The sequence below is a fragment of the Methylomonas sp. genome, assembly GCF_023228165.1.
Classification (GTDB): Bacteria; Pseudomonadota; Gammaproteobacteria; order Methylococcales; family Methylomonadaceae; genus Methylomonas.
The window spans coordinates 80,079-103,363 of the sequence record NZ_JALOBS010000004.1 but is presented as its reverse complement, the minus strand read 5'-3'; the positions used below and the strand labels follow the sequence as shown (position 1 = coordinate 103,363).

The 23,285-nt window shown below is 49.7% G+C and carries 25 protein-coding genes; 4 read left to right on the top strand and 21 right to left on the bottom strand.

Features of this window, described 5'->3' with window-relative positions; genetic code table 11:
- Positions 1 to 187: 187 nt before the first annotated feature.
- Complete coding sequence (locus tag M0R33_RS04385) at positions 188 to 1,021, top strand: HDOD domain-containing protein (RefSeq protein WP_292565641.1); 834 nt, start codon at positions 188 to 190, stop codon at positions 1,019 to 1,021.
- A gap of 29 nt (positions 1,022 to 1,050) precedes the next feature.
- Here the strand turns inward: M0R33_RS04385 and M0R33_RS04380 are convergent, their stop codons facing one another.
- From M0R33_RS04380 to rpoE, 8 genes are read right to left on the bottom strand one after another with little or no spacing between them, the layout of a single operon-like run.
- A complete protein-coding gene (locus M0R33_RS04380) occupies positions 1,051 to 1,761 on the bottom strand; it encodes a hypothetical protein (RefSeq protein ID WP_292565638.1) in 711 nt (236 codons plus the stop codon).
- Entirely contained in the window at positions 1,754 to 2,821 is a 1,068-nt protein-coding gene (locus M0R33_RS04375) for a hypothetical protein (RefSeq protein WP_292565636.1), read from the bottom strand. Before M0R33_RS04375 ends, M0R33_RS04380 begins: the two co-directional genes overlap by 8 nt.
- Positions 2,818 to 4,071, bottom strand: a complete 1,254-nt coding sequence (locus M0R33_RS04370) for a hypothetical protein (RefSeq protein WP_292565635.1) — start codon at positions 4,069 to 4,071, stop codon at positions 2,818 to 2,820. The genes M0R33_RS04375 and M0R33_RS04370 overlap by 4 nt, the downstream gene beginning before the upstream one ends.
- A gap of 31 nt (positions 4,072 to 4,102) precedes the next feature.
- Complete coding sequence (gene cysK, locus M0R33_RS04365) at positions 4,103 to 5,008, bottom strand: cysteine synthase A (protein ID WP_292565634.1); 906 nt, start codon at positions 5,006 to 5,008, stop codon at positions 4,103 to 4,105.
- Between the two features lie 14 nt (positions 5,009 to 5,022).
- A complete protein-coding gene (locus M0R33_RS04360; protein WP_292565631.1) occupies positions 5,023 to 6,420 on the bottom strand; it encodes a DegQ family serine endoprotease in 1,398 nt (465 codons plus the stop codon).
- A gap of 44 nt (positions 6,421 to 6,464) precedes the next feature.
- Positions 6,465 to 7,406, bottom strand: a complete 942-nt coding sequence (locus M0R33_RS04355; protein WP_292565628.1) for a MucB/RseB C-terminal domain-containing protein — start codon at positions 7,404 to 7,406, stop codon at positions 6,465 to 6,467.
- Between the two features lie 8 nt (positions 7,407 to 7,414).
- Positions 7,415 to 7,918, bottom strand: a complete 504-nt coding sequence (locus tag M0R33_RS04350; RefSeq protein ID WP_292565626.1) for a sigma-E factor negative regulatory protein — start codon at positions 7,916 to 7,918, stop codon at positions 7,415 to 7,417.
- 10 nt (positions 7,919 to 7,928) lie between these two features.
- Positions 7,929 to 8,519 carry an RNA polymerase sigma factor RpoE gene (gene rpoE, locus M0R33_RS04345; protein WP_013819409.1) on the bottom strand — a complete coding sequence of 197 codons (591 nt, stop codon included), beginning with the start codon at positions 8,517 to 8,519 and terminating at the stop codon, positions 7,929 to 7,931.
- Between the two features lie 137 nt (positions 8,520 to 8,656).
- Between rpoE and nadB the strand changes: the two genes are divergently transcribed.
- Positions 8,657 to 10,291, top strand: a complete 1,635-nt coding sequence (gene nadB, locus M0R33_RS04340; RefSeq protein WP_292565622.1) for an L-aspartate oxidase — start codon at positions 8,657 to 8,659, stop codon at positions 10,289 to 10,291.
- A 349-nt stretch (positions 10,292 to 10,640) separates the two neighbouring features.
- Here the strand turns inward: nadB and gspD are convergent, their stop codons facing one another.
- The 13 genes from gspD to M0R33_RS04275 form a co-directional block, all read right to left on the bottom strand.
- The gene (gene gspD / locus M0R33_RS04335) at positions 10,641 to 12,911 is read right to left on the bottom strand and encodes a type II secretion system secretin GspD (RefSeq protein ID WP_292565619.1); all 2,271 of its coding nucleotides are present in this window, start codon (positions 12,909 to 12,911) and stop codon (positions 10,641 to 10,643) included.
- Positions 12,901 to 13,503 (bottom strand): hypothetical protein, encoded by a 603-nt coding sequence (locus M0R33_RS04330; protein ID WP_292565616.1) that lies wholly within the window; start codon positions 13,501 to 13,503, stop codon positions 12,901 to 12,903. The genes gspD and M0R33_RS04330 overlap by 11 nt, the downstream gene beginning before the upstream one ends.
- The gene (gspM, locus tag M0R33_RS04325; RefSeq protein WP_292565613.1) at positions 13,500 to 14,078 is read right to left on the bottom strand and encodes a type II secretion system protein GspM; all 579 of its coding nucleotides are present in this window, start codon (positions 14,076 to 14,078) and stop codon (positions 13,500 to 13,502) included. The genes M0R33_RS04330 and gspM overlap by 4 nt, the downstream gene beginning before the upstream one ends.
- Positions 14,071 to 15,279 (bottom strand): PilN domain-containing protein, encoded by a 1,209-nt coding sequence (locus M0R33_RS04320; RefSeq protein ID WP_292565608.1) that lies wholly within the window; start codon positions 15,277 to 15,279, stop codon positions 14,071 to 14,073. Before M0R33_RS04320 ends, gspM begins: the two co-directional genes overlap by 8 nt.
- Positions 15,251 to 16,243 carry a type II secretion system protein GspK gene (locus M0R33_RS04315; RefSeq protein ID WP_292565605.1) on the bottom strand — a complete coding sequence of 331 codons (993 nt, stop codon included), beginning with the start codon at positions 16,241 to 16,243 and terminating at the stop codon, positions 15,251 to 15,253. Before M0R33_RS04315 ends, M0R33_RS04320 begins: the two co-directional genes overlap by 29 nt.
- Positions 16,221 to 16,898 (bottom strand): prepilin-type N-terminal cleavage/methylation domain-containing protein, encoded by a 678-nt coding sequence (locus M0R33_RS04310; protein ID WP_292565602.1) that lies wholly within the window; start codon positions 16,896 to 16,898, stop codon positions 16,221 to 16,223. The genes M0R33_RS04315 and M0R33_RS04310 overlap by 23 nt, the downstream gene beginning before the upstream one ends.
- Positions 16,895 to 17,323 carry a type II secretion system protein gene (locus M0R33_RS04305; RefSeq protein WP_292565599.1) on the bottom strand — a complete coding sequence of 143 codons (429 nt, stop codon included), beginning with the start codon at positions 17,321 to 17,323 and terminating at the stop codon, positions 16,895 to 16,897. Before M0R33_RS04305 ends, M0R33_RS04310 begins: the two co-directional genes overlap by 4 nt.
- Positions 17,307 to 17,768 carry a GspH/FimT family protein gene (locus M0R33_RS04300; protein ID WP_292565596.1) on the bottom strand — a complete coding sequence of 154 codons (462 nt, stop codon included), beginning with the start codon at positions 17,766 to 17,768 and terminating at the stop codon, positions 17,307 to 17,309. Before M0R33_RS04300 ends, M0R33_RS04305 begins: the two co-directional genes overlap by 17 nt.
- A gap of 6 nt (positions 17,769 to 17,774) precedes the next feature.
- Positions 17,775 to 18,200, bottom strand: a complete 426-nt coding sequence (gspG, locus tag M0R33_RS04295) for a type II secretion system major pseudopilin GspG (protein ID WP_292565593.1) — start codon at positions 18,198 to 18,200, stop codon at positions 17,775 to 17,777.
- A gap of 13 nt (positions 18,201 to 18,213) precedes the next feature.
- Positions 18,214 to 19,431 (bottom strand): type II secretion system F family protein, encoded by a 1,218-nt coding sequence (locus M0R33_RS04290; RefSeq protein ID WP_292565590.1) that lies wholly within the window; start codon positions 19,429 to 19,431, stop codon positions 18,214 to 18,216.
- Positions 19,432 to 19,528: 97 nt separating this feature from the next.
- Entirely contained in the window at positions 19,529 to 20,491 is a 963-nt protein-coding gene (gene hflC / locus M0R33_RS04285; RefSeq protein ID WP_292565588.1) for a protease modulator HflC, read from the bottom strand.
- Positions 20,488 to 21,465 carry an FtsH protease activity modulator HflK gene (hflK, locus tag M0R33_RS04280; protein WP_292565585.1) on the bottom strand — a complete coding sequence of 326 codons (978 nt, stop codon included), beginning with the start codon at positions 21,463 to 21,465 and terminating at the stop codon, positions 20,488 to 20,490. The genes hflC and hflK overlap by 4 nt, the downstream gene beginning before the upstream one ends.
- Positions 21,466 to 21,627: 162 nt before the next feature.
- On the bottom strand, positions 21,628 to 22,104 hold the full coding sequence (locus M0R33_RS04275) for a peptidylprolyl isomerase (RefSeq protein ID WP_292565581.1): 477 nt from the start codon (positions 22,102 to 22,104) through the stop codon (positions 21,628 to 21,630).
- 53 nt (positions 22,105 to 22,157) lie between these two features.
- Between M0R33_RS04275 and greB the strand changes: the two genes are divergently transcribed.
- Entirely contained in the window at positions 22,158 to 22,649 is a 492-nt protein-coding gene (greB, locus tag M0R33_RS04270) for a transcription elongation factor GreB (protein ID WP_292565579.1), read from the top strand.
- A 159-nt stretch (positions 22,650 to 22,808) separates the two neighbouring features.
- Positions 22,809 to 23,231, top strand: a complete 423-nt coding sequence (locus tag M0R33_RS04265; RefSeq protein ID WP_292565576.1) for a gamma-glutamylcyclotransferase family protein — start codon at positions 22,809 to 22,811, stop codon at positions 23,229 to 23,231.
- Positions 23,232 to 23,285: the final 54 nt, after the last annotated feature.

The following is a 23,285-nucleotide window of genomic DNA, read 5'->3' as shown; positions in this document are numbered from 1 at the left end:
AAATCCTTACCAGTATCCAGCTTTATCGACATTGACTGCATAATAAAGCCAATTTAGGCTTAGGTTTTTTACGGTAGCGGTAGAATTAATGCCGCAGCCAAATTTTTTACATTTTTTTTATAGGTGGAAGTTTGATTTCGACTAAACTTTCAACGATTTTCCTCACTTTTCAAGGACCCCTCGCCCTATGCCAATTCAAATGAACCAGCTGTTCGATAACATTCCTAAACTCCCGCAAATTCCGGAAGTCGTTAGAACAATCATTACCCAACTTAACGACCCTCATGCGGAAATGCTGGACATAGCTAAAAATGTTGAAAAAGAGCAAGTCATCTCGCTGAAAATTTTGCGTCTGGTCAATTCGGCACATTTCGGCTTATCGCGAAAAATTTCTTCCATTGATGAAGCCACGGTCATGCTGGGCATGAATCAATTAAAAACCCTGGTAATTGCCTCTGGCATTGTTTCGTCAATGCCCAAAATAGAAAATTTCGATATTAAAAGATTTTGGACAAATTGCTTCAGAACCGCGGTGTACGCCAAATGGCTTGCGGAACACACGCATAATTCCAGCGAAATTGCGTATACAGCGGGATTAATCGGCAATCTAGGCAATATTTTGATTCATATCGGCTTACCCAGTGCAGCCAACGAAATCGATCAACACACCAAAGCCGGCCATTTATCGCGCGCCAATTTTGAAAGAACCTGTTTGGGTTTTACTAATCAGGATGTCTGTGCGGAATTATGCCGACGTTGGAAATTCGGTGACGTACTGGTGGAAGCTATTCAGCATTCCGGCGAACCCCTAACTTTTGAGGCCCCCTCTCCCATCGCTTGTTGCCTACATCTGGCTCAGTTTATCAGCGACGCGGTTGAAAACAACAAAACCGAACAAGACATTCTGGCCGCATTGCCTTTTCAGGTGGCGGAAAAAATCGGCTTGTCGGAGGCGTTTCTCAGCGCCAATCTCGCTGAAATATTGGCCATTAAATCCAATCTGGACGGTCTGGTGGATTGAAGCGGCTTTGGGGTCTGGTATGGGTTTCTTTATGGCAGCGGCATGGGAGAAGGCGCAGGTAGGCGATTCGGATTACCGGTAGAAATATCTTTCAAAAGCAGATTGGTTTCGTCCACCTTTACCGTCAGCATATGACCGGTATTGGTACCGAGATAGGGTTGCATGGCTGTCACCATGTAAGGAAAGATCAGCCTAAGATCATTACTTTGCCCCTGGCTTTGTACACTGACTTTCCATAGCTGAATCGGAGTCTTTTGCTGTAAATACGCTGCCATATCATAGGCTTCAAGCGTCAAATAACGCTTATAAACCGCATAGGTTTCAGTATGTTGTGTATAGCCGTAAGTCATGCTTGGATAGTACCGATAAGGGCGATAGTAGGGGTAATAGCCAAAATTATTCATCACCGGCACGTCGTAGCTATATTGTCTAAGCTGCGGCTCTCCTGTGCCGTAATTCAAAAATAACACCGCATCGCCATCCTGCATTTGCTCGACCTTAATAAAACCACGGTTAAGCAAGGATTTTTCGACATACCCCTTGAACTCCATAAATTGCAAATCCTGCGGGTTAATGTCTTTGTTACCAGGCAATATTACAAAGCGCCGCTTGCTTTGGGCTTCATTTGTCGCCAACGCATCCACCTCGGAACTGATTTGCAGTCTTTGCGGTGCCGATGAGCAAGCTGACAACATAATGAATAAAAGACCCAGGGCGATGCCACTGATTATTTTATTCATCGACACTCTCGTTGCCGTCTCGATCATTCTCGAATTTCTCCGCCTCGCGCCAACGTTGTCGAGCAGCCTCGCGCCGCTGGATTTCCGCCACCGTCTGTTTATCCGCCAACAAAGCCTGATGCGCTAAACGCTCCGTCATCTGCTGGGTTTCCGCCAATCTCTGCCTGGCTTCCAGCTCTTGCTGCACACCCAATTCAGTCTCAAAGCTGATTTCCTTGAGATGCTGCTCATGACGGGTCCGAGCGGCATGTATGCGACCCTCTACCTGAAGTTGCTGAGCGAGCAGCTGTTCCTTATCCTGTAACAACTGGATCTGCGCTTCGGCTTCGGCCAACTGAATCCGGCGCTGCATTTCGGCCAGCTGTTTAAGATGTTCCAGTTCCTGCTGTTTTGCCAATAAGGCTTGCTGTTCGTTATAACGCTGCTGGCGTTGATGTTCCTGATTTTTTTCTTCGTTTAATTCAAAAGTCCTTTTCAGCACGTGCAGATAAACACTATCCTTCCCTAGCTGAACTTCCGGAAAATCCACAAAAGTGACCGTCATGTGGCAGATGGCTTCGGCCTGAATATGCTGCTGTGTCAACACCTCGCAAACAGAGATGGCGATCCGCTTTTCGTGTTCGGCCAACCCCTTTTGCACCCAGCCGCCGTCAGCTAACTTATTCAACTCCAGATTAATTTTGTCTTCAATAACAGCCGCGTAAAGCCCTTGAATATGCTGATTAATGCTATCCAACACTTCCAGGTTTTTTTGCACATAATTCAAGGTGGCTTGAAAACGCACATCCAGCGCGATATCCACCGTGCAAAAATCTTCGAACAATTTTACTTGCCGTCGATAAGGCCAGGTTTCGATTTTTAAAGGATATAACTGATGATAAAAACGCTTGGTGAACTTTCCCGGTTTTAAAAAAACACGTTGGAAGGGACCAATCTTCGCTATTACTAATTGCCGGTCCGCATCGAACCCCGCCACCCACTGATCAGGGTCTGGCAGCATTTGCTCAAAAAGATCCTCACCCGCCAACCACGCTTCCAGCTGGTTATTAGAACTATTCATGGCCGCTCGTCGATCGCTTTGGGTAAAGACTTAGCTTTTAGAGCCGCTATCTTGTCAGACATTTTTTCGGCAATTAACGGGTAGAGACTGGGCGCGAACTCGACGGTTCTGACATCCACTTTTCTTAAAAAGCCTCTGCTCAATAATAAACCGACCACAAACATCCGTGACCAGTCGGAATAACGGCGGGCCTTTTCCAGCTCGGATTTTTCGATGATCATTTCCAGCTCATCGTTTTGGTTGATGCGAAACTCGGAAAATTGCCGCAAACATTCAAACACCAATTCCTCTTCCTGCACCGTTAATGGGCCGGGGGCGGTAAACTCCAAACGGTACGAGAGCAGCACGGTAAAAAAATCCACCATGGCCGCACAAGCAAAAGCAAACCAGGAAAAGCCCTGCCACATGGCAAATGAAGGTTTGACCTCTTCCACGAATTGCTTATAAGTCATCAACATCGGTGCATCCGGCAACCGCAAACCCGCGCTGCTGGAGAGTTGATTCACAATCAACTGCATATCCTGATAGTTTTTCAACATTTGGTAATAAGCCGCCTCCTGGTTTTGGGCAACATCCAGATCCCCCAGACTGGTTTGTAACTGGCGAATCTTGGCATCCAGATCCAGAAAGACTTGCTCTTGAACTTGAAACGCCTGCTTTTTTTCCTGATAAATCTGATTGTAATGCCGCCAAAAAGGCCCTTCCCCCACCTGATTTCTGTAGCCGGGCGCTATTTGTTCATGGGTACCGAAATAGGCTTGTGAGACGTCGACCGATGCTTTATCCAAAGCCTGTTGATGTTTTTGCAGCAATTGGCTTTTTTGTTCAAGAACGCTGCCAAGGTAGACATTGATATCTTGCCTGATCTGCTGTACCCGGTCGATATGCAGCGTTTCCTGTTCGGATATTTCGTAAAATTTAAAATATGAAAAAGTAATGGAAGCCGTTACGGCGATACACAGCGAAGTAACTACGGAAAAATAGCGGGTTCGGTTGGCTGCCCAATGGATACCGGCCATTTCCAAGGAACAAATCACGATAATGGACTGAATAGCGACGGTAATGATCAACGCAATCCAGGGCGTAATAAAATGCGACAGCCCGTAATAAGTGGTAAACCCCGACGCCACACTGAGCATCAATACGATTGGTATCGTCCAGATGCGCAGCATACTGACAAACAGGGTCTGGATGCGGTTGATCAGATAACCCAACCCGGCGGAACGCAGTTTCAAAGTCGAATCTTTCATTCAGCGAAAAATAAATGGATAAACTGCGATTTTAACTCATGCTCAAATAGCGCTCACCCGTATCATGAACAATAGTGACTACGGTTTTGCCGACCCCTAGCCTTGCGGCAACGCGCAGAGCCGCGCAAACACTGGCGCCGGAAGATATACCGACCATAATTCCCTCTTCCTGGATTATGCGTTTACGCATCGTAAAAGCCTCGTCCGTACTAACCAGTTCAATTCCATCCAATAAATCCACATCCAGATTTTTGGGTATGAACCCCGCGCCAATACCTTGAATTTTATGCGGGCTGTGCACGCCGCCGGAGATGACCGGGGACTCGGTAGGTTCCACGGCAATCGCTTTAAAATCAGGATTCCGGGTTTTAATCACATCGGCGACGCCGGTTATAGTGCCTCCGGTACCCACACCGCAGACAAAGGCATCGATTTGCCCCCCTGTACCCGACCAGATTTCCTGGGCGGTAGTCTGACGATGCACTTCGGGGTTGGCTGGATTTTCGAATTGCTGCGGCATGAAGGCACCCGTTTCCACCACAATGTCATGGGCTTTATTAATCGCCCCATTCATACCCTCGCTACCGGGCGTCAGGACGATTTCGGCCCCGTACAAAGCCAGCAATTGCCGCCTTTCAATCGACATGGTATCCGGCATAACCAGAGTACAGCGATAGCCGCGGGCGGCGGCTATCATTGCTAATGCAATACCGGTATTGCCGGAGGTGGGTTCAACAATGCGGCCTCCGGCTTTTAAATGTCCCGATTTCTCCGCGGCTTGAATCATAGCCTGACCAATCCGGTCCTTAACCGATCCGCCCGGATTTCTGGACTCCAATTTAACCAGCACAGTGGCCGAGTCATCAGGCACAATCCTGTGCAGTTTGACTAACGGCGTATTACCAATTAATTGCGTAATGATGATTGCGTTAGCCATATGCAAAATACCTCTTATTTATCTATCTTGAATGCTAAAAAGACCGGACTACCGTTACGCTGAATCAGCATGGCAATCGATTTATCTGCAGGCAGTTTAGCAACAATTCTATTAAAGTCAGCAACATCTTTCACCGGTGCGTTTTGCACCCGCAAAATAACGTCTCCGGGTTGAATGCCCGCATCCAGGGCAATACCTTTACTGACTTTTTGCACCAGAACGCCGTATTTTTCAACTTGCAGCTGTTCACGCTGTTCTTCGGTCAGGTCTACCACGCCCAACCCAAGCCTATTTACAGTAATCTCGGGCATTGAACTCGGTGTTAATTGCACCGCCTGCGCCGGCAGCAGACCGATTTTTACTATCAAATCTTCCTTATCGCCCTGGCGAATGATTTTCAGCGTGGCTTTTTCGTCTACCGGAGTCATACCGACAATAGGCGGCAGTTCGCCCGATGTTTCTATCACATGATCGTCAAATTCTACAATGATGTCACCAACCTGCAGCCCGGCTTTTTCAGCCGGACCACCGGGCACCACCTTGGCAACCAAAGCACCGTGCGGCCTGTCCATACCAAAGGATTCGGCCAATTGACGGGTAACATCTTGTATCTGCACGCCCAACCAGCCGCGAGATACCTTACCTTTGGTTTTGATTTGCTCGGCAACGTTCATGGCTACATCAATAGGAATCGCAAAAGATAAGCCCATATAACCGCCTGATCGGCTATAAATTTGCGAGTTGATACCCACTACCTGACCCCGCATGTTAAACAATGGCCCACCGGAATTACCGGGATTAATGGCCACATCGGTTTGGATAAACGGCACATAATTACCGTCCGGCAAACTGCGGCCCTTCGCGCTAACAATACCTGCGGTCACGGATTGTTCGAAACCAAACGGCGTGCCTATGGCCAACACCCATTCACCAACTTGCAGCTGTTCCGGCGAACCGATTTGAACTACGGGTAAATCACTGGCATCCACTTTCAGTAAAGCCACATCGGTACTCTCATCCGAACCCACCAATTTAGCCAACAACTCGCGCCTGTCCTTCAACTTAACCACAATTTCCGAGGCGTTATTAACCACATGATGATTAGTCAGAATGTAACCGTCGTTGGAAATCACAAAGCCCGAACCCAGAGAATTCGTTTCCCTCGGCACGTACCCGCGGCCTGGACCTTGAAAGAAATGCCGGAAAAAATCTTCCAACTCAGGCGGTATATCCTGAGGGATTTGTTGCTGATCAGAGTCCATCATCAACTCTGGCGCTTTTTGGGTAGTGCTGATATTGACCACTGCATCGCCGTTGTTTTTTACCATTTCGGTAAAATCGGGCAACTGGGCAAAGGCTACCGATGTCATCAGCATCAAAAACCATAGGCTATTTACAAATTTATTAAACATGAATTCTCCATTCATACATTTCATACTTAAACGTGGTTAATATTTCAACGCAACGATACGCCCTTAGCAACCAATTCCACGGTTTGCACAGGCACTTCCCCTAATGCGGTGACTTGCAGATCATCTATCACGCGACTGTAGGAGTTAACGGGACCCAAAGTACGTAAACCTTCGATACTTTTTTCACTTTTGGCCTCAAAATAAACCGAAACGGAAGAAAACCCGTCGCTAATCAACAAATGATCCACGGTTTTTCTGGACTTCTGCATGGTATTGCGGATGAAAAAAATTTTTTCAAACCCTGCCGGCCACTTTTTCAGTTCAAATGGCGATTTTTCAAATGCTTCAGCTTGCGAAACCATTTGATGATGTTTGCTCTTGTCGACTGCCGTTTGATCGGCATCGGTATGAGTATTTAACAAATCCACATTCAAATCGGTAAACAAGACTTGCTCGAGGGTTTTGCCGTCCAGCCCGTAGACTTCAACTTTCAGCGGCAGAAGGCTGGCGGTATCGATCCAAAGCTTACGCGCATAACGTAAGTCATCCTTGGGTAAAACCGCAATAATTTGTGCCGGGCGCATGGCGATCATTTCCTGACCGGCCACCGCAAACAGATACTCATCGTGCAAACGCTCCGGCTTTAACGGCAAATTGACGATGAAGGATCGGTCTATCGGATGTTGAGTTTCGATCTTTTGTTGACTTTCCTTGTACAAACAGCTGATCTCATTGGATTGCCGGGTGACTTCTCGCAATGGGGAATTCAACGAAGTCAACCGTTCGGTTTCGATGCCATTTTCAAAAGTGTGCTGATACCGCATGGTATCGACTTGACCGTGTCTCATGAATACCACGGTACCGTGGTAATTCAAGGATTTCATCGCATGATTAACTTTTTCCAGCCATTGCTGACCGCTTAAAGTCTGATCGTCATTCGCAAATGCACAGGATACAAAAAACAGAAAAACAAATAAAAATCGCATTAATAAGTTTAATTGTGTTGATAACTGGCCAAGCGCGCATACGATTTGACGCCAACATTGTTGTTAACGTACCAAACGTTGTCGTGGGCTTGCAAATAATCATTAAACTGCGCATTCATTTGTTCTACCGGCATCTGATGCTCAGCCGCCGCAGTGACTTCCGCGAAGGGTTGCACCTGATTTTGCATTTTTCCGGCGTAAAATCCGACTACCGCCAAAACCACCGAAGCTGCCACTGCTAGCGAGGTTTTTTTAATGTGGTCGTCGGATTTTTTCCGCGGCAAAAAGTAAACCGGTTCCGATTGCAACTGTTGTTTGATCTTGTCGGAAAAATCCAGACTTGCTACCGAGCCTTGTTCGCCTTTAAGCGCCTGACTAATCAGGGCATAGCGTTGCAGCTTGGCTTGCAGTTCCGGGTCGCGCTGAACCGACTTTAACATCGAGACAGCCTGTGCATTATCGAGTTGATCGTCAACCAATAATGAAAGTTTTTCAAGTTGTTGTTCTTGCATGGTAATACCTTTAACCGAGCAATGGGTTTAATTTTTCGTCGATGGCCTCACGGGCCCTGAATATCCGAGAGCGCACGGTGCCAATCGGGCAGTCCATGGCTTCGGCAATCTCTTCGTAGCTCATGCCTTCAAACTCCCGGAGGGTAATGGCAATCCGCATTTCTTCGGGCAATTTCTCAATGGCTGATTTGATTACCGCAATAATCTGATCATTCATCAATTGATGCTCCGGCGTTTCTATATCCTTTAACTGCGGGGCGTTCTCGGTTTGTTCGGCATCCTGCATATCCACTTCGTAGTCAGAATGCCGCCTGGAGCGCGACAACAGATAATTTTTAGCGGTATTAATCGCTATTCGATATAACCAAGTATAAAAAGCGCTATCACCTCTAAAATCACCCAAGGCCTTGTAGGCTTTGATAAAAGAATCCTGCGCCACGTCCTGCGCTTCACTGGGGTCTTTTACATACCGGTTGACCAGATGCACAATCCTGTGTTGATACTTGATAACGAGAAGATCGAAGGCGGATTTGTCGCCTTGCTGGACTCTTCGCACCAAGTCCTGATCTAAATCTTCGGAGAGCCTTGTTGATTCGTTCACTGAGCTATTAAGATGTAAGAATGGACAGAATTAAACATCATTAGTTCTGGCAATACAAAAAAAATTACCGCTGCGCTAAAACAAGATATGATTTTGCCTCATCGTAATAAAATCTTCATATTCTTAAACACACTACATTGACAGCGCATTCCAACCCACATTATGACGTATTGATCGCCGGTAGCGGCGGTGCAGGCCTCAGTTTGGCACTGCATTTGGCCGACACCTATCGAGTCGCGGTCTTGGCCAAATTCGCACTGACCGAGTGCAGCACCTACTATGCTCAAGGCGGTATTTCAGCCGTATTCGACGATGAATACGATTCTATCGAATCGCACATCGAAGACACATTAATTGCCGGAGCCGGCCTTTGCGACCCGGATATCGTGCAACTCACGGTATCCAAGGGACGCGAAAGCATCGAATGGCTGCGTGCCCAAGGCGTCAATTTTACCGAAGAAAAGGTAGCCGACGGCAGCAAACAGTTGCATTTAAACCGGGAAGGCGGCCATTCGCATCGCCGTATCGTGCATACTGATGACGCCACCGGCAAAGCGGTTTCGTTATCGTTAATCGAACGCGCCCGACAACATCCCAATATCGATTTATTGGAGCATCATAATGTAGTTGAACTAATCACGGCGGAAAAACTGGGCTTATCTCCACAGCGCATCTGCGGTGCTTATGTGTTGGACAGCAAAGCCGACACCATTAAGACCATTGCCACAAAAGTCGTGGTGCTGGCCACCGGCGGCGCCAACAAGGTGTATTTGTATTCCACCAACCCGCATATTTCCAGCGGAGACGGTATTGCCTTGGCTTGGCGGGCCGGCTGTCGGGTCGGCAATATGGAATTCATGCAATTCCACCCCACCTGCCTTTACCACCCTTCCGCACGCTCGTTTTTAATCAGCGAAGCCGTACGCGGCGAAGGCGGCCATTTGATATTGCCGAACGGCGAACGCTTCATGCGCCGCTACGACGAGCGCATGGAACTGGCGCCCCGCGACATCGTCGCCCGTGCCATAGACAGCGAAATCAAAAAACACGGTATCGATTGCGTGTATCTGGACATTAGCCATAAGCCCAAGGAATTCATTCAACAACACTTCCCCACCATTTATAGTCAATGTCTGAAAGTTGACATCGATATCAGCCGCCAACCAATTCCGGTGGTACCGGCCGCCCATTACACCTGTGGCGGCGTGTTGACGGATCGGGACGCCAGAACCGACATACCCGGCCTTTACGCCATAGGTGAAGTAGCCTGCACCGGTTTGCACGGCGCCAACCGCATGGCCAGCAACTCGCTGCTGGAGTGCCTGGTGTTTGCCGAGCAGGCCAATCAGGACATAAGGCGTCGATACGCCGACCTGCCGGAACCGCCGTTGTTGCCGGCCTGGGACGAGTCGCAGGTCAGCGATTCGGATGAAGAGGTGGTGATAGCCCACAACTGGGATGAATTACGCCGTTTCATGTGGGACTATGTCGGCATCGTCCGCACCAGCAAACGGCTGGACCGGGCCATGAACAGACTGGTGCTGCTGAAAGACGAAATCGGTGAATATTACGGCAAATTCCGCATCAGCAGCGATTTGCTGGAACTGCGTAATCTGGTCATCGTTGCCGAACTGATCATCCGTAGCGCCCAGCAACGCAAGGAGAGCCGCGGGCTGCACTTCACCAAGGATTATCCGGATTTGGATGATAGTCGCCCACCGCGAAATACCGTGTTGGTGCCGGATAGAAAGGCCAAAATCACGCCAGGATAAGCTTGGCCCGCACCGGCAAGGGCGCGAATTTCCGGCAGTCAGACCCGCCGAAACCACCAAAGTTTTTCGCCCAGGCACTGATATAAATGCCAGATCATATCGCCGGACACCCCTTAATAACCTTGAAGGCCAGTGAATGTAGGGTGGGCACATGCATTTCGTGCCCACCGCCTGGAGGTAATAGCTTTAATCCGCGTGGGCACAAAAAACCTGCCCGCCCTACCCGACTGAAACCTCCAAAAAATATTAAATAAGAGCGCTATAAAATCGTAGATCAGGGTGCGCGACTGCATAGCAGCTCTACCTCCTGCATCCATGCAGTCGTATCGCGGCAACCCGACCTACCAGACTATTGAATCGGCGTATCAACCTCCACCGGCGGCGGAATTTCATAAATTGAAGATAGCTTGCGGCGGAATTCGTCTGTAATCAGCGACGCATCTTGACGGCTATTCACGACACGAGGCGTGATCAATACCACCAACTCGCTTTTATCTTTATTACGTGTAGTACCGCCGAAAAGCGAACCAATGATTGGAATTTCATGCAGCAAGGGTACTCCATCGCGTAAATAATCATTGTTTTCTTTAATCAAACCGCCCAACACAATGGTCTCGCCGCTTTGTACGGCAACACTGCTTTCGATTTCTCGTTTCTGAATAGTTGGTGAATCGATAGTTTGACTCGTTGTGGTGGATATCGCTTGATTGACGCTTTGCAAAATATCCATAATCACCAACCCTCCAGCGTTAACTCTAGGCCTGACCGACAAATTAACCCCTGTGTCGATCATTTGAATGGAACTGGTCTGCACGATACCTGTTGTGGTGGTATTGCTGGTGTTGCTAGTTACCGAAGATCGGATCGGCACGGAATCGCCCACTTTTATAGTCGCTTCCTGATTATTGAGTACCATTAACGAAGGCGATGAAATCACGTTGATATTATTATGTGTGGCACTGGCGTTTAAAACGGCCTGTATATCCCTGGAGCCACTGGAAAACGCATAGGAAAAACCACCACTAGCAAAAGTTTTTGCTGTCTCATTGGTCAAACTAATTAAGTCGATACCCTGGGCCGAACCGCCATTTATTTGATTAATGCCACCATTATTATGGCTAAAGTACCATTGAATACCGTATTTCAAATCATTGTTTAGAGTGACCTCAACGATGGTTGCATCGATCAATACTTGCAACGGCAACACATCCAATTCCCTTAGAATCCGCTGAATTTTGGCGTATTCCTCCGAATTGGCCACGATAATCAAAGCATTGTTACCTTCATCGGGAATGATTCTGACTTTGGCCATTTCGGAATTATTGTTAATGCCGCCGGAACCAAAGGCATTACTAGCCATGCTGTTAGAGCCAGCGCTTCCACTCTGATTTCTATCGCTTAGCGATTTGTCCATTATGCCACTACCCGATCCTCCAGCCGCGCTCGTCCCGGACGATGATGAGGAGGAACTACTGTTGCTTGTGCCTCCACTCGATTTGTTACTGGCCGACATGGACCTACGTCCCGAAGCGATCGATGCCGAACGACTACTGCGCCCCGTGCCGGTGCCAAAAATATTGCTCAAAGTGTTGGCTAGGTCCACGGCACTGACATGCTGGGCCCGATACACATTCACGCCGCCGCTGGCCTCCGGATTGGTCCTGTCCAGCCGAAACACCCAGCTTTCGATATCCTGCAAATATTTGGCATTGTGGGTGATGGCCAATACCGCATTCATGCGTTCGATTTCGATAAAACGGAAAAAGCTGTCGTCGCCAGTTTTTCCTTCGCTAGACTTTCGGCTAAAAATCTCCTGCAGTTCTTCGATGATTTTGCCGGCATCGACGTGAGCTGGGGTAAACAAGGCAAACGAACGTCCCCGCAGCACATCGATGTCAAAAGTGCGTACCACATCCAAAATTCGAATCAATTCGCCTGCCGAACCGGACACCAAGATAATATTGCGATTCGGATCGGCGTATAGCTGGGATTTTTCCGGCAAAAGGGGTTTGAGTATGTCGGCAATTTCCGTCGCGGCCACGTTGTGCACAGGGATTACCCGGGTTTGGTAACCGGACGGCAAATTGGAAGTACCCAGGGTTTTAAACGAGCTGCTATACATCGCTTCATTGGACGGCTTGATCAAATACATGCCGGACTCGACCACCAAGGCGGCGTTATTGACGCTTAACAGCATCTCCAGGGTGGGAATCAAATCGTCCCTGGTCAAGGGTTGGGTGGTTTGCAAGGTGACTTTACCGGTGACTTGCGGACTTAACGTGTAATTTTTACCCAGAATATCGCTCAAAATCACTTTGGCCACTTCGCCCAAATCGGCGTCGTCAAAATTCAAGCTGTATTCGCCCTTACCCGAGCCCTTCGGGGCCGAAGAGCCGCTCCTGCCGGCATTGATAGTGGACTCGCTGTTAGGGAAAATTTCGACCTTGGCGGTTTTGGAACTGCCATCATCACTTTCCGGCGCGGTGAATTGTTCGTCCCGAATCGGTGCAGCTTGCGGAAGCGGCATTTTTTCATGCAGCTGCGGGCCGATAAATTCACAGCCCGTCATCGACAAGGCCAGCACCAGAATTCGCGGCGCTTTGCGGGTTTTAACTGTCATTGTTGGTATTCTCAGAAGAATTATTATGGATCGGCGCTACCAAGGCTCGTGGTTTAGCTGGAATGACGGGTCTGTTAGACCGAATGGGCACGGGAGCTTGCACGCGCGGTTTTCTAAGCATAATGGATTTTTGTTGCCCGCCTTGCTGCAAAACCACTCGGTCACTCTGAATTTGTTTAAGTTGCCAGCCGGTTATCATTTGGGTTTCATTGAGTTTTAAAAAGGTTTTAGCTTCGTTTTGTTTACGGAACAAGGCTATCTTTCGGTTATTTTTATCGTAAATCCCAATTAACTGCCAATCGTCCAGCTGACCATTGTCCGTGGTTTCCGGCCCCTCTACCACCTGCTCGGGCAAAGGCTTGCGGCCTTCGATAAACAAGGGCCGCTCGACTATCTCATTCATACTGTCATTAAATGGCCTAGGCTGCGTTAAGACCGGCATGGATTCGGACTGATATTCGCTTTGGATGGTTTTATCCAGAATGGTTTGTAATTGATTACCTTGGGTTTCGCCCATGATCCACTCAGCCAGCAAGATTACCGTCAAGCAGGCAGAGGCGATTAATTGCCATTTAAAAAATCGGCTGTTCATGGATTCGGGCTCCGCAGAAAACTCACCACCTGAAAACTGACGTTCAGTTGATCGCTGGGCTCGACTTTATTGGTTTTGCGGTTGCGCACGCCTCGCACCGGGTTGATATCCAGTTGATCGACGACCAAAACCGGCACCGCGGTCTCGATACTGTGCAACACGCCGACCAAGGCTTCCATGCTGCCTGTCATCCGCACTTTCACGGCAACCCGAAAAAATCCGTCCGCATCCTTTCCTGGTAAACCTTGGGTACTGGTTAATTGTCCGCCCGCATCGGCCACGGCGGTTTTAACGATGTTTTGTAGTTCGGCGGAGGCAAGTGCTTCGGTGGTACTGGTACTAAAATAGCCTTGCTCGGAAAATTGCTGCTTGATCTCTTCCAATGCCGCCGCCACCTGGGATTCGCGACCGGCTATGGTTTGCTGGCGTTGCAACCGGAACAATAAATCGTTTTTTTCTTCGTGGTAAGCCAAACCGGTGCTGATTAACGGCAACAAAACGGCGAACACCGCGGCCGAAACCACCAGCAGTAATAGGCCGACAGCCAGCCAACGCTGCCAATGCAAATCATTCATCGCCCAGCTCCTCGGCAGTTTCCCGCGGCTCGGGTTCCGGGGTATGTTCAGGCTCGCTATCGAGATATTCAACATCCGGCACATCCGTGGAAACCGCCGTATCGGTTTGCAACGTACTGACCGGAGTGTTGACCGTCATACTAATCTGAAATCGCTCGCGTCCGCTGGTTTTATCCTGCGTCAACGGCGAAACGAAACTGACATCGCTGAAAAATTCGGAACCTTCCAGGGTGCTGATCAACGCCGAGGCAGCCGGCGATTGGCCCTGGATCTGCATGTGATTATCGGAAAAATGTAAATGCGTCAACCAGGTTTCGTCATTCAACAACCGGCTCAGTTCATTTAACACCACCAATAAGGCTGGCGACTGCTGCTTGATATCGATCAATTTTTGGGTTTCCGCGTGCAACGCGTCGATTTCGCTTTGCTGCTGGTCGACTACCCGATTTTGTTTTTCCAGTTGTTTGATGCGGGTTTGCAGGCTTTCAACCGCTTGACCCTCCCGCCAGACCGGCCAGACCATCACAGCCAGCAGCAACAGCAATAAAACCGCGCTGACCAACCATTGCAGGGATTGGCCCAATTTGCTGCCCTGCCGCCTAAAACGGTCCGGCAACAAATTATAGGCGTTGCGGGTTTGCGGAAAATCGGCCACTGCCGGCGCAAAATCCACTTTATGCGGCTGCACGCCCAACAATGCCAGGTTGGCTAATTGTTCATCCAGACGCGGCTTCGGTACCGCAATCAATAGTATCCGCAGTTGCGCATGCTCTGTACTGCCCAAGGATACTAAAGTGAAATAGACTTGTTCGGCATTAAAAGGCGTGTACCGGTCCAATTCGAATCCCACCACTTGCCGCAAATTTTCTTGTACGGCTGCGGGCAAATAAAGCTGTTTATGCAAGGCCTGCTCGGCGGACAGCCGCAGCACTATGTCGGCTTTCTCCATAGCCGGATATTGGTTTTTAAGTAGCTGAAAATTGCCAGGCTGGTTTAAATCGACGCTACGCCTCGCGACGACGTTTTCCTCATCATCCAGCAGCGCCACTTCAAAACCCTGTGTCAAAGGGGTAAAAATAACGCTGCCATGCCGCTCCCGCATGTGTTGCCGCAAACCTTTCGGCACCAAAAACGCCAGTTCGCCGCCCCACCACTGAAAAAATTTCTTTAAATCAAAATCGATCGTCGTATCTAAATTCATCTTGAATCGTAATTACCGAATATTCCATTGAGTTGTTAAATAACGACGAAGTTTGTAAATTTTGTTTCCAATCCAGCGTATCGAAAGGGATTGCGCTATCGCTGCCCTGGAATTGCACTACAACCTCCAGACTCGCCGAGGCCGCTTGCTGCATTTCCACTTCGACAATAATAGTATAGGTTTGATTTTCGCCGGTAAATGGCTGCTCGAAATCAGCCGTGGCCTTATCGGTACTCGCTGTATCATTTAAGTTTTTTTGCAGCGCCGCATCCTGAATATTACGGTCCTTCAGGTCCGCGGCCAGAATATTCAGCAATTCGGGCGAGGCCTCGCGTTGATTAAGTTCGGCGGCTGACGAATAGATGGTTATGTAGGGCTGAATGGCGTTAAATATTGTTTCATTCATACCTAAAACCGACTGCAATTCCTCCAGGCTTTGAAAAGCAGCATTACTCGGCCCATAGGACAAGCCGGCTAATTTATATTGGCGTTTCTCGGCACCTTGGGTGCGGGTATCGTCATCGGCATCCCGCCAATCCAAAATTGCATTCAACACATGCTGGCGTTCCCAGTCATCGGGCAACACTGACTTTAAAACCGCCGCCAGTTGCTCTTCGCCGGACATGTTGATATCGACTTTGCCGGCTTCGGAAAAAATACGTATCCGCATCCGGCTTTCCTGCCCAATTATTTCATAAATCGTTCCATTCGCTAACCAACGCTGTTCGGGATCGGCCTGACTCAAATTAAACTCCGCCAAGTGGATGCCGCTTTCCGCCAAAGCCAGGGCCTTGGCATTGGCGGTAATGGCGTAACTGACGCTGCTTTCGCGGCGCATGCTCATGGCAAAGCTCCCGGCCATCAAAGTCAGCAGGGTCAGTATCCAGATTACAATGACCAACGCCAGCCCCTGCTGCCGGACATTGAACGACGGCGGTAATTTAGCGTTGATCCGTGTCTTCATTAATCTGGCCATCGTCAGCTACGCTTTGGGTATTGGCCGCACGGGTAATTTTCAAGGGAAAAATCATATCCGGCCAATAGCTGCCATCCTTTAAGGCAATAGACACTTTGATCAAACTAGGCAAACTCTCGATAGCCGCCCATTCTTCTAGCCATTGAGGCTCGGCAAACTCCTCTATCCTGCCGAAATAAGCAAACTTTAAACCGGCGATGCTCTCCAGCAACACCTCGGGTTTAACCGGCTCTTGATCGGCCTCGGTCACGCGATAAGGCGTTAACGCCACCAACAAAGTCGCACTGTTTTCAGGGTCCAGGGCAATGCTAAACAGCTGCAATCCTTTGCGTGCGGAACTGGCCGGCAAGGCTGCGACAAACCTTAAACTTTGTGGAAAACCTTGAAAGGCCGGTACCGCATCCAAGCTGTAGGAGGGCTCGGTATTCAACATCGGTAAAGGCCGGATCGCCGTTAAATGCCGTTTGAAAAACTGGTACACCACGGCCTTTTGGTTAACCGCAGCCATCTTGCTTTCGCCGGCGTTCCAACTTTCCGCGGCAATCCGCAAACTGCTGAACAACAAAACCACCATCACGCCTAACAGCGTCATGGCGATCAAGACCTCAATCAAGGTAAAGCCGTTGCGGCGAAACGGTTTCACAGGACGGGTTCCCGCCAGATTCTCAGGCTGTCCAACTGCACACTGCGTTGCCTATCGACATCTTCGCCCCAGCTTACCCGTACACTCACCTTCATCAATTTTTGGCTGGGCTGCGCGGGCTGATCCTGCTGGGATGGAAAACGGCGCCCGGACACGGGCGGCTCGGCCACCGGCGCTATTTTGACCAGCCAATCATACTTATCCGCCTCGCTACCAAAGGTTTCGCCAACCTGCAAAGGCGTTTCCACCCCGGTGCGGGCGGCTAAAGATTCGGCGAGCTGAACGGCCAGATTGTATTCTTCGGATATTACCGCCGCATTAACTCCGGAACCGAAGATGCGCAACACGATGGTCAAGGCCACGGCCATGATGGCGAACGCCACCAGTATCTCCAGCAGAGAGAAGCCCTTATGCCGCCGAATCATGTATTGCTACCGCTCCGGTAATCCAATTCACATCGATACGCCGCAATTGCTTGCCCCATTCCAAGGTAATCCGCCCACCGGTTGAAGAGCCGTCACCGAAAAAACGAATGCTGGCCTCCCGCCCCTCGCTAAACTCTTCTTCGGCTACGGTAACTGAAATATCGATTTGGCTATCCAAACGATAAATTTTGCCGCGATTGCTGATCGAATAACTATTGTCGTCCAGATTGACGGTAACGCTAACCGGCTGTCGGGACATCAAGGCCTGACCATGCGCGTAACGCATGGCGGAAGCAATGTCTCGCGCCGCGGCCTGAATGCGGGTACTTTGATTACCGGAAGAAATATTGCTGCCGACTACCGCAAAACCCAACACACTGATCAGCAAAACGATAATCAGCTCCAGCAGGGTAAAACCCCGCGCGGATTTTACGGCAATCGGCACAGCGACTTATTCCCAGCTATTGATGTCCTGGTCTTCGCCCTCGCCGCCTTCTTTTTCATCGGCGCCGTAGCTGAACACATCGAAACTGCCGTGTTGACCGGGGAATACGTAGTGATATTCATTCATCCAGGGGTCTTGCGGGACTTTTTCCTTCCGTAAATAAGGGCCATTCCAGCGTCTGGCGTCGTTGGGTTTTTCGATCAATGCCGTCAGACCTTGTTGTTGGGTGGGGTAACGCCCCTCATCCAGTTTGTACATATCCAGCGCCGCCGCCAGATCTTCTATCTGCACTTTGGCCGCCTTGGTTTTGGACGCCCCCATATGCTTCATGACTTGCGGACCGACGATACCGGCCAGCAAAGCGATAATCCCTAATACCACCAGCAGTTCCAGCAAAGTAAAACCGCTTTGGCGGCGATATGTGTGTTGCATGATTGCTCCTCCTTTAAACAGCAAGATCGTTGACACTTAAAATAGCTAACAAAATAGACACGATGATACCGGCGATCATTAGCCCCAAGGAAATTATCAAAGCCGGCTCCAGCAAGGCCAGCATACGCTGGATGGTGGTTTTCAGCTGCTTGTCGTAAATCACCGCGATACGCATCAGCATCTCTTCCAATTTACCGGTTTCCTCGCCCATTTTAATCATTTGCACGGCCAGCTTGGGAAACAGGTTTTGTTTGGACAGGGCTTCCGACATGGTACGGCCTTGTTTTAATTGTTCTTCCGCATCCGCCAGCAAATCCTCCAGCACGCCGTTGGTGACGGTTTCCCGCACGATACCCAGCGACTTCAGGATGGACACTCCGTTGCCCAATAAAGTGCCGAAGGTGCGACTGAAATTGGCGGTTTCCAAATTGATGATAATCTCGCCGAACAAAGGAGCGTTCAAAAACCGCCGATCCCAGTCTTTTTTGCTAACCGGATTACTTAATTGCGATTTCATGAACTGGACCGCACCCAGCACCAACAGCAGCAGCAGCCACCAATAACTTTGTAAAAACTCCGCCAGGCCCACCACGATCTGGGTCGGAACCGGCAGCGATTGACCTGCGCTATCGAACATTTCCTTGAACTGCGGCACCACAAAGGTCAACATCACAAACAACGACGCCAATGACATGACCAGCAAAATGGCCGGATAGATCAACGCGGTGCTGACGGTGTCTTTCAACTCCTGGCTGCGCTCCATGTATTCGCCCAAGCGCTGCAAGACCCCGCCCAGATTGCCGCCCATTTCGCCGGCGCGGATCATGTTGAGATAAAACTTGGAAAATACCCCGCTCTGGCTTTCCAACGCATCGGCCAGAGCCTTACCGGCCTTGACCTTTTCCAACACGTTGGTCACCAGTTTATTCAGTTTGGGATTGTCTTCGGTCAACTGCAACAAAATCGTCAACGAGCGGTCCAGCGGCAAACCGGATTCCAGCAAGGTCGCCAACTCACCGGTTAGCATACCGATTTCTTTATTGGACAAGCGTACCGCGGCCGATTTAAGCCGAAAGCCCAGAAAGGTCTTATCCTTGGCCGGTTCGATACGGATGGGAATCAACCCCTGGTTTTGCAACTCCAGCAACAAGGTTTGCTCGTCCTTGGCATCGCGCACACCTTCTTCGGTCAGGCCTTGGTTGTTAACTACCTTGTAGGAAAATAGCGGCATGTAATTAAAAAGTATTTTTTCAGAAAAACAAAGTCAGCCAGTTTTAGCCTCGTGTAACTCGGTGAAATCGAGGCAAATTGTTATTATTTAGCATCTTTCAATCACCTTTCTCCACCCGCTTCAACAACCCAAACAATTCGCTGTTGGTCGACAACACAATACTGGCATCGCCGTTGATGACTTTGCGGTAGGTTTCCATGGTTTTTAAGAACTTGTAAAACTTGGCCGCTTCCGGTTTTTGCGCATAGGCTTTGGCGTAAATTTCGGTGGCTTTGGCATCGGCTTCGCCCTGGATTTCCTGCACCCGCTTGTAAGCGGTGGACTGGATTTCGTTGAGATCGCGTTCTTTGTTGCCTTTGATGCGGGCCGCCTCGCCCTCGCCCTCGGATCTAAATCGTTGCGCAATTTGCAGGCGTTCGCTGATCATGCGTTGATAAATCCGCTCCAGTACCTGCTGGTTGTAATTGATGCGCTTGAAGCGCACATCCAGCAATTGGATGCCGAACTCTTCCAACTTGGGCGCAGCCGCATCGAACACGGCTTTTTCGATCGCCACCCGGCCGAACCGGATTGGCCGTAACACCCCCAAGGTGCCTTCGCCGGCTAAATCGCCCAGGGTTTCATCGATGGACGGCTTGCGGTTTTTATCGGTCCGCACCACTTCGATCAGTTCGTGGCGGGCAATCGCGGTGCGGGTTTCGCTACCCAGTATGTCTTCCAAACGGGACTGGGCACTGCGTTCGTCCCGCAAACGCAAGTAATAACGCATCGGGTCGGTGATACGCCAGCGGGCGAACGTATCGACTTGCACATAGGTTTTGTCTTTGGTGGACATTTCCACCATGGGCCCATCCCAGGCCAGATAACGCTTGTCGAAACTATTGACTTGCTGCACGAACGGCAATTTAAAGTGTAGCCCCGGCTCGGTAACCGGATCGCCGATGGGCCGGCCGAATTGAGTGATAATGACCTGCTCGGCCTGATTCACCGTAAAGGCGGATAGATACAAGGCGATTGCCAGCACGGCAAGCATAAGACCTGTTTTTCCGAAAAAACTCATGGTGCAGCCTCCAACATTTTGTTTGTTAACGGCAACATGGGCATGATTTGCTGCACCGTATCGTCGACGATAATCTGCTGTCTGGCTTGCGGCAAAACCTCGCCCAGCGTTTCCAGATAAATGCGGGCCCGGGTCACATCCGGGGCTTTGACATACTGCTCCAGCACTTGAGTAAAGGCATAGGCATCGCCTTCCGCTTCGTTGATACGCTTAAACCGATAACCCTCGGCGGCACGGATTTTCTGGTCGGCTTCGCCGCGGGCGCGCGGCACGGCCTTGTTGTATTCGCCATTGGCGATGTTGATAACATTTTCCCTGTCCTGTTGGGCGCGATTCACTTCGTTGAACGACGGCTGTACCGGCACCGGTGGATTGACGTTTTTCAGTTGTACTTGGTTGATGGTGACGCCCAATAGATAGCGCCCAGCCAATTCCCGGGTGCGGATCAGTACCGAATCCTCAATTTCCTGGCGTCCTATGGTGATGATTTCATCCACCGTACGATCCCCCACCACTTCCCGCATCACCGCTTCCGACAGATCCCGCAAGGTAATACCGGGGTCGCGCACGTCGAACAAATATTTCTCCGGATCGGTAATCCGGTATTGCACGATCCACTCCACCAATGCGGCATTCAGATCGCCGGTCACCATGGATTTTTCCAAAGCCGGATCGGTACCGCTCTGATCAGGATTGGTGAAACCGGATGTGGCGAAACCAAATTCCAGTTTTTGCTGGCGTTGGGTAGGCACTTCGATGATCTCATCAATCCCAAACGGCAATTTGGCATGCAACCCGGACGGCACTTTATCGATGTATTTGCCGAAACGCAGCACAACCCCTTCCGATTCCGCGGGAATGGTATAAAACGACATATTGATGCCGGTCAAAAGCAAGACTGCCGGTATCAGAATTTTCGGCGATAACGGCAACGCGGCCGTTAAGCGTTCAAACAACGTATTCGGATCGTTCACGCAAATCTCCAGAACAGAAAAAATGGCTGGCAAAACGCTTTTAGATCGACCAGTTTGTATATTTATGGAAGCAGCTCATCGGCCTTGCGATTGATTTTCCAACCGCAAGGCCGCGAAAAATTGCCGAGGGCAAACAAAAGCCTACCCTATACCTATTTTTAATTAATGATTGCAACCCGTGCCGTGTACGTGACCATGCGCCATTTCATCGTCGGTAGCCGCTCTGACATCGACCACTTCCACCTGGAAAATCAAGGTTTCACCGGCCAAGGGGTGATTGCCGTCTATGGTCACATCGTCGCCATCAATTTCGGTGATGGTGATAATCCCGGAACCGTGGCTGACATCGGCGTGAAATTGCATACCGACTTCCACATCCATACCTTCGAACATTTTTTTGGAAACCACTTGCACCATCTCCGCCGCTAATTCGCCGTAGCCGTCCTCGGGAGGAATGGTCACACTAAAAGTGTCGCCCGCTGATTTACCGGCTAATGCGGCTTCCAAACCTGCAATAATGTTGCCCGCGCCATGCAGATATAACAACGGTTCTTCACCACGCGAACTGTCCAGTTGCTCGCCGCTGGGATTGGTTAGGGTATAATGAAATGAAACGGCTGTTTTATCAGTAATTTGCATGACTGCCTTGTAGTTTGAATTAAATTGCCATTATAACCTTATCCCGGAACAGCATGTCACGTTGGAGACCACCCCGGCCAAAATCTTCTCCTTATATTACCCAAGCCGGCTACAAAACCCTGGAACAGGAAATGGCGCAGCTTTGGGACAGACGCAAACACGTTACTGCCGCAGTATCGGCCGCCGCCGCGGAAGGCGACCGCTCCGAAAATGCCGAGTACATTTACCGCAAAAAAGAACTGCGCGAAATCGATCGCCGCATTCATTATCTACAAAAACGCCTGCCGTCCTTGACCGTGGTTTCAGAGAAACCTGCCAATCAAAACCAAGTATTTTTCGGTGCCTGGGTCACCCTGGAAACCATGCAAGGCGATGAAATCACCTATCGCATAGTCGGTGCGGACGAAATCGATACCAGCGGCGGCCTGATCAGCCTGGATTCGCCGCTGGCAAGAGCGTTGTTAAAGAAAAACCTGGATGATGAAGTGGTGCTTAATCAAGGCGACCAACAGCGTCGATATTACATTGCCGCAATTAGATATTAATGCCCGGATCATCACTGTTCTGACGTTTAAAATGATTGCTGATTATCGACATCGGCCCGTTTCCGTTGACCGCACTACTTTGCATCTCTATCGTACTCTTCAGGCCGCGCTGGTTTAAGCAATTCCTACAACGCCTCTACTCACCGGAATAAAGCCACCTTGCTCGATTTTCTTTTTGTTTACGGCACCTTACGCAAAGCTTTGGACGGCAGCTTGCATCCGTACTTAATTAATCAGGCCGAATTTATCGGTAATGCCACCTTGCCAGGCAAGCTTTACCACGTAGGCACTTATCCCGGGGCAGTGCCGATACCGGTAGGTAGCCGCCAGTGCGTTCAGGGTGAACTTTACCGACTGTTCCGGCCACATTTATTGTTGCAGCAACTGGATGAATACGAAGAGTGCGGCAGTCACTTCCCCGCACCGCATGAATACCTGCGCAAACAGGAAAACGTCAGCCTGTCGGATAACACGCACCTGCAAGCTTGGACCTACATATATCAACACTCTACTCAGGGCTTGCGGCTAGTCCACAAAGGCGACTGGAGGCCATTCCTGCCTAAGAGCCATTCTAATCCGTAATTGATTACTTACAATACATGCTATCCTGAGTCTACGTTGTCCAAGACATTCCGG

Excerpts from the sequence above, each read along its gene's own strand:
- M0R33_RS04360 (WP_292565631.1), bottom strand. The coding sequence starts at position 6,420 with ATGTTTAATAAATTTGTAAATAGCCTATGGTTTTTGATGCTGATGACA.
- greB (WP_292565579.1), top strand. The coding sequence starts at position 22,158 with ATGTCACGTTGGAGACCACCCCGGCCAAAATCTTCTCCTTATATTACC.
- M0R33_RS04355 (WP_292565628.1), bottom strand. The coding sequence starts at position 7,406 with ATGCGATTTTTATTTGTTTTTCTGTTTTTTGTATCCTGTGCATTTGCG.
- gspM (WP_292565613.1), bottom strand. The coding sequence starts at position 14,078 with ATGAATGATTTGCATTGGCAGCGTTGGCTGGCTGTCGGCCTATTACTG.
- gspD (WP_292565619.1), bottom strand. The coding sequence starts at position 12,911 with ATGACAGTTAAAACCCGCAAAGCGCCGCGAATTCTGGTGCTGGCCTTG.
- hflC (WP_292565588.1), bottom strand. The coding sequence starts at position 20,491 with ATGAGTTTTTTCGGAAAAACAGGTCTTATGCTTGCCGTGCTGGCAATC.
- M0R33_RS04370 (WP_292565635.1), bottom strand. The coding sequence starts at position 4,071 with ATGAAAGATTCGACTTTGAAACTGCGTTCCGCCGGGTTGGGTTATCTG.
- M0R33_RS04330 (WP_292565616.1), bottom strand. The coding sequence starts at position 13,503 with ATGAACAGCCGATTTTTTAAATGGCAATTAATCGCCTCTGCCTGCTTG.
- M0R33_RS04315 (WP_292565605.1), bottom strand. The coding sequence starts at position 16,243 with ATGAAGACACGGATCAACGCTAAATTACCGCCGTCGTTCAATGTCCGG.
- M0R33_RS04275 (WP_292565581.1), bottom strand. The coding sequence starts at position 22,104 with ATGCAAATTACTGATAAAACAGCCGTTTCATTTCATTATACCCTAACC.
- M0R33_RS04385 (WP_292565641.1), top strand. The coding sequence starts at position 188 with ATGCCAATTCAAATGAACCAGCTGTTCGATAACATTCCTAAACTCCCG.
- M0R33_RS04375 (WP_292565636.1), bottom strand. The coding sequence starts at position 2,821 with ATGAATAGTTCTAATAACCAGCTGGAAGCGTGGTTGGCGGGTGAGGAT.
- M0R33_RS04290 (WP_292565590.1), bottom strand. The coding sequence starts at position 19,431 with ATGCCGCTATTTTCCTACAAGGTAGTTAACAACCAAGGCCTGACCGAA.
- cysK (WP_292565634.1), bottom strand. The coding sequence starts at position 5,008 with ATGGCTAACGCAATCATCATTACGCAATTAATTGGTAATACGCCGTTA.
- M0R33_RS04305 (WP_292565599.1), bottom strand. The coding sequence starts at position 17,323 with ATGATTCGGCGGCATAAGGGCTTCTCTCTGCTGGAGATACTGGTGGCG.
- gspG (WP_292565593.1), bottom strand. The coding sequence starts at position 18,200 with ATGCAACACACATATCGCCGCCAAAGCGGTTTTACTTTGCTGGAACTG.
- M0R33_RS04380 (WP_292565638.1), bottom strand. The coding sequence starts at position 1,761 with ATGAATAAAATAATCAGTGGCATCGCCCTGGGTCTTTTATTCATTATG.
- M0R33_RS04350 (WP_292565626.1), bottom strand. The coding sequence starts at position 7,918 with ATGCAAGAACAACAACTTGAAAAACTTTCATTATTGGTTGACGATCAA.
- M0R33_RS04320 (WP_292565608.1), bottom strand. The coding sequence starts at position 15,279 with ATGAATTTAGATACGACGATCGATTTTGATTTAAAGAAATTTTTTCAG.